This window comes from uncultured Chitinophaga sp. (assembly GCF_937874145.1).
In the GTDB taxonomy this organism is placed as follows: domain Bacteria; phylum Bacteroidota; class Bacteroidia; order Chitinophagales; family Chitinophagaceae; genus Chitinophaga.
The window spans coordinates 1-4391 of sequence record NZ_CALNBI010000005.1 but is presented as its reverse complement, the minus strand read 5'-3'; the positions used below and the strand labels follow the sequence as shown (position 1 = coordinate 4391).

Annotated in this window: 3 protein-coding genes; 1 reads left to right on the top strand and 2 read right to left on the bottom strand. The window is 54.8% G+C overall.

Going from position 1 to position 4391, the window contains the following annotated elements; genetic code table 11:
* Positions 1-576: glycosyltransferase (locus Q0510_RS00125; RefSeq protein ID WP_298707122.1), on the bottom strand; the 576-nt coding region annotated here is incomplete at its 3' end.
* Between the two features lie 201 nt (positions 577-777).
* Between Q0510_RS00125 and bshC the strand changes: the two genes are divergently transcribed.
* Positions 778-2394: a bacillithiol biosynthesis cysteine-adding enzyme BshC gene (bshC, locus tag Q0510_RS00120; protein ID WP_298707121.1), complete on the top strand. Its 1617-nt coding sequence runs from the start codon at positions 778-780 to the stop codon at positions 2392-2394.
* Between the two features lie 4 nt (positions 2395-2398).
* Here bshC and Q0510_RS00115 read toward each other — a convergent pair.
* A partial coding sequence (locus Q0510_RS00115) for an FUSC family membrane protein (RefSeq protein WP_298707119.1) occupies positions 2399-4391 on the bottom strand: 1993 nt, incomplete at its 5' end.

Here is a 4391-nt window from a genome sequence, read left to right as displayed (position 1 = left end):
GGTGAAGATTACTTTGCGGTCGCGCAGCTCCGCGGGCACCACATCGGCGTTGATCTTCAGTTTCTCGAAGTCGGGAACGCCGTGGGGGATGAGGGAAATCTTGTCGGAGGGGACTTCATATATATCTTCCAGGAAAGAAATCGCCAGCCGGCTCATCACGATAACCCGTGACGCCTGCCGCGAAATCTCGCGAACGATGCTCTTCTGGAGGAAAGACGGCTCTTTGAGAATCGTGTGGAAAGTTGTGATAAATGGAACTTTCAGCCTGTTGAGGAACGGCAGCAGGAAAATCCCGCTTTCGCCGCCAAAAATGCCGAATTCGTGCTGCACCACCACCATGTCGACGTGGTTTTCATTGACCCAGTCCGCCGCGTCGAGGTAATCCTGCATGTTGTGCTGCCGCACGGTGTATGCGACTTCCGGGGGATACTCATACACTTGTCCTTCGTCGTTCATGGCAATGACGCAAACTTCGGGCGCCGCATCCTGGCACTGCATGGCCTTGATCAGATGTTCGGTAAATGTCGCTATTCCGCACTCACGGGGGTAATACGAGGCTATATATGCAATCTTCATAAGATAATTGATTTTTTAAATGCTAAGTGTAGAATTCCTGTCTGGGTCAACATAGATTTTACAAATTCAGCGCCAGATTGTTGTGCCACAATGTGTAGCGCGACCGGCATTTGTGATAAGTGGCAGAAATGGCAGTTGGGAAATGTGTAGATTCGTAAAGCGTAATTGACGTAAATTCGTGTCCTCAAAAATGAAGAATCAGTGATCCAACATATCAATTCAGGCATAGCTTTCCATACGGTACCGATTGCAGAGACAGGTTATTTCAGTCCCATTATCGCCAATTTCCTCTCCGGGCAGCTGCCGCTGCGGGAATTTTACGCCTATAACCCCGTGGCGCCCGACTTCGATATGGTCATGAAGATGAAGGAAGGCCAGCCCCTGCGGCGCGATATCCTGGCGGAAACCCTCTATCAGCAATACGCCCACCTGGAAATCCGGGAAGAAGTACGCGCCAATATCGGGCTCCTCCAGGCCACCAATACTTTCACCGTCTGTACTGCCCATCAACCCAATATATTTACCGGTTATTTATACTTTGTCTATAAAATCCTGCAAACCATCAAGCTGACGCAGGACCTCGCCCGCCAATACCCCGGCAAACACTTCGTTCCCGTATATTATATGGGCAGTGAAGACGCCGACCTCGACGAACTGGGCTCTATCTTCCTCGATGGTAAAAAACTCACCTGGCAAACCGATCAGACCGGCGCCGTAGGCCGCATGCGCACGGAAGGACTGGAAGAAATGATCAACCAGATCGGCGACAGCATCGGCTACCTCCCGCATGCCCCGCAGATACTTGAAATCCTCCGCAAAGCTTACCTCGAACAGCCGGACATCCAGCAGGCGACCCTCAGCCTGGTCAATGACCTTTTCGGATGTTACGGACTGGTAGTCCTGATCCCTGACACTCCGAACTTCAAACGGCAGCTCATTCCCGTCATGAAAGACGAACTGCTGGAACAAAGCTCCGAGAAAGTCGTATCCAAAACGATCGACAAACTGTCAGCCCATTTCAAGGTGCAGGCCACCCCGCGGGAAATAAATCTTTTTTACCTGTTCGATAACAAGCGTGAACGGATCGTGAAAGATGGGGAATTGTGGAAAGTTCTACACACCGCTTTGTCCTTTACGCGCGACGAATTGCTGAACGAACTGGAAGCACATCCGGAACGCTTCAGTCCCAACGTTATATTACGCGGCATCCTCCAGGAAACCATTCTTCCGAACATCGCATTCATCGGCGGCGGCGGCGAGGTGGCGTACTGGTTAGAGCTGAAAGATCTCTTCCAATACCATAAAGTTCCTTACCCGGTGATCCTGCTGCGCAACTCCTTCCTGTGGGTGCGCCGCGAGGAGCATACGCGCCTCGGCAAGCTGGGCCTCAGTCCTGACGCGCTTTTCGAAGACACCGGCCTGCTCCTCAGCAAATTCGTACACGCGCATACCAATGCCAGCCTCGTGCTGCGCGACGAATACGCGGCCGTGGAAAAGCTGTTCAACGAACTGGAAGAAAAAGCGAAAGCGATAGATATTACGCTCATCGCGAGCGTGAACGCCGAACGCTCCCGGGCGATCAAATCCATCGGCAAAATGGAACATAAATTCCTGCGGGCGGAGAAGAAAAAGTTCGCCTGGCAAACGGAGCAGATCCAGACGGTGAAGGACCGCCTCTTCCCCGGCAATTCGCTGCAGGAACGGAAGGAAAATTTCCTGCCGTACTACGCGGAATACGGGCCGGCGTTTTTCGACCACATCCTGCAGTTCTGCATTCCCGTCACGGATCAGTTCATTATCGTGACGGAACTCTCCTAAAATATTAATCCGTAATCTGGGCCGCGTGGATCGCGGCCTTTTTCATGTCTTTCAGGACCGTATACAAGGCCTGGAGCTGGTCGCGCACATGCTTGATCTCCAGCATTTCCGCGCGTTCTTCCGTTTGCCCCTGGCCCTGGTTGATCTGCTCCTGGCGCACGGTAATGAGCTGCGTGAGGCGGTCTTCCAGGGAATGGAAGGCCGAAGGCACCGCCGGATCGCTGCCCCAGGTCCCGGAATTTACGTATTGCGCCACCTGGTCCATCAACGTATTGAGAAACAATAAGATGTCTTTGTATTCCGGCCGCTGGTACTGGAGCCGGTGCTGCAACGCATAACCCGATAACTGCGCGATGTGGCTCGACAGCGAATGGGTCAGCACCACGAAGTGATACAGCTGTGAGCCGTGTTTCTGCTTGCTTTTTGGCTCCGACAGCATCCGCTGGAAGGCGGACGTAAGGTTGGCGGTAGTTACGTGCACGTCTTTCCGCGCCAGTTTATACGCGATCAGGCTGAAAGGCCGGCCGGTGTATAGGTTCGTCACCTCCTGCAGGTATTGCCGGTTGGCTTCCATGGTTTTGATCATATAATCCGGCAGGAAGCGGTACTCCCAGCTGGGCCAGAAGATATAGTTGAACAGGAAGGCGATCCCGCCGCCGATGAGGGTATCCAGCACGCGCTGGGTCACGTTTTCGAAGTCGGCCGGGTGGAGGAAATGCAGGAGGAAGACGATGAAAGGCGTCATGAACACCACGCTCGTCACGTAATGGTACGTCTGGAAGCTGTAGGCGCCCAGGATGCAGATCAGCATGATGGAAAATATGACCGCATCGTTTTTGGTGAGCCAGAGGATGCCCGCCGCGCAGAACGCGCCGATCAGCGTACCGATGATGCGCTGGAAACTCCGGGTCTTGGTAAGGCTGAAACCGGGTTTCATGATCACCATGATGGTGAGCAGGATCCAGTAAGTTTTGCTAAGGTGCAGCAGGTGCCCCAGCATAAAGCCCGACATCATCGCCAATGCGGTCCGCAGGGCGTGACGGAAGATGTGGGAATTGAAAGTCAGGTTGTTACGGAAAGTTTCCACGTCGTACCGCTGGCGGGTGGTGAATTTGGCCAGTTCCAGCTGGTGGTCGAACGACGCTTCCTTGGCCCTTTCCAGCCGCGTCAGGCGGTGGAGGTTGTAGAGTCGCTGGGCGATGTGCTCCAGGTTGTCGAAAATACCGTCGAAATGGATGAGGTCGGCCCGCTCGCGGAGCGTGGGCAGGGAGGCCTGATAGGTTTTGAACGCCCGGCGGGCTTTTTCCAGTTCCAGTTTTAAGTTGACCTGCGGGAAGGAGCGGAGCCCTGCGGACACGGCGATGCCGATATTGTCCAGCTCGTCGGCATACTGTACGATGGTGTGCTGCAGCTGCCCGATCACCTGGGTGCCGGCGAACTTCTTTTGAAGGGATGTATAATCGATCTGGGAGGCCATGAACTGCTCGTGCATGTCGACCAGGTCGAGGAAAATCAGCACCATGCTCTTGGAAATGGAAGTGGTGCCCTGCTGGGCGGAGCGCATCTTGAGCAGCAGCTCGCGCACGGCTTCCATTTTCTCGTTCACGATCACCTGTTGGGCGAGGACGTCTTTATAGGTCGTGGTAATGTCTTTTTCGGGGCGGTAGAAGTCGGCCCGGAGGCGGAGGTACTTCGCGGTTTGCTGGATGCAGTCGCCCAGGGTCTGTTGTACGGTGAGGTACGGCCGTATCTGCCAGAGGAGCAGGGCCAGCAAAGCGTACCAGATGGAGCCGCTGAGGGTGTAGAGGGAAACGTGGATGGCCTGTTGCCAGGTGAGGCTTTCGGCCATGACGGACACCATGACGAGCAGGCCTCCCACGCCGATGTTGCCGCCGCGGTTGCCGTAGATGAGCAGCATGCTGTAAAAGAAGCTGCACAGGCCTACCCAGATGGTGAGGGGAACGGTGTAGGGCAGGAGGAGCCCTGTGCCCAGGGCC